The organism is Profundicola chukchiensis, assembly GCF_029664245.1.
GTDB lineage: Bacteria > Bacteroidota > Bacteroidia > Flavobacteriales > Weeksellaceae > Profundicola > Profundicola chukchiensis.
Map to the genome: position 1 here is coordinate 1 of NZ_JANAIE010000036.1, position 273 is coordinate 273.

Consider the following 273-nt stretch of genomic DNA (forward strand, 5'->3'; position numbering starts at 1 on the left):
GTCAAATGGCATCACCGCGGTCGGGTCGGTTTCCTTCAAGGCCTGGCTCAGCGATATCTGCGCGATTGAGCCGAAGAGACCGATCAGGACCATCCAGCCGAGCGTTTCCCGCCCGAACGGTTGCCAGACCCAGAGTGCCGGGACAATGGAGAAAACCCCTAGGAAGATGCCCATATAAGCGACGATGGTCACGCTCGACTCCGTACGCGACAGGATCTTGATAATGACCATCGCGATCGCCCAAAGCGCCGCCGACCCGGTGACCAGAAGCGC

At 60.1% G+C, this 273-nt stretch carries 1 protein-coding gene; it reads right to left on the reverse strand.

The window, feature by feature from the left end:
• A partial coding sequence (locus NLM59_RS11585; protein ID WP_304417940.1) for an EamA family transporter occupies positions 1-273 on the reverse strand: 273 nt, incomplete at both ends.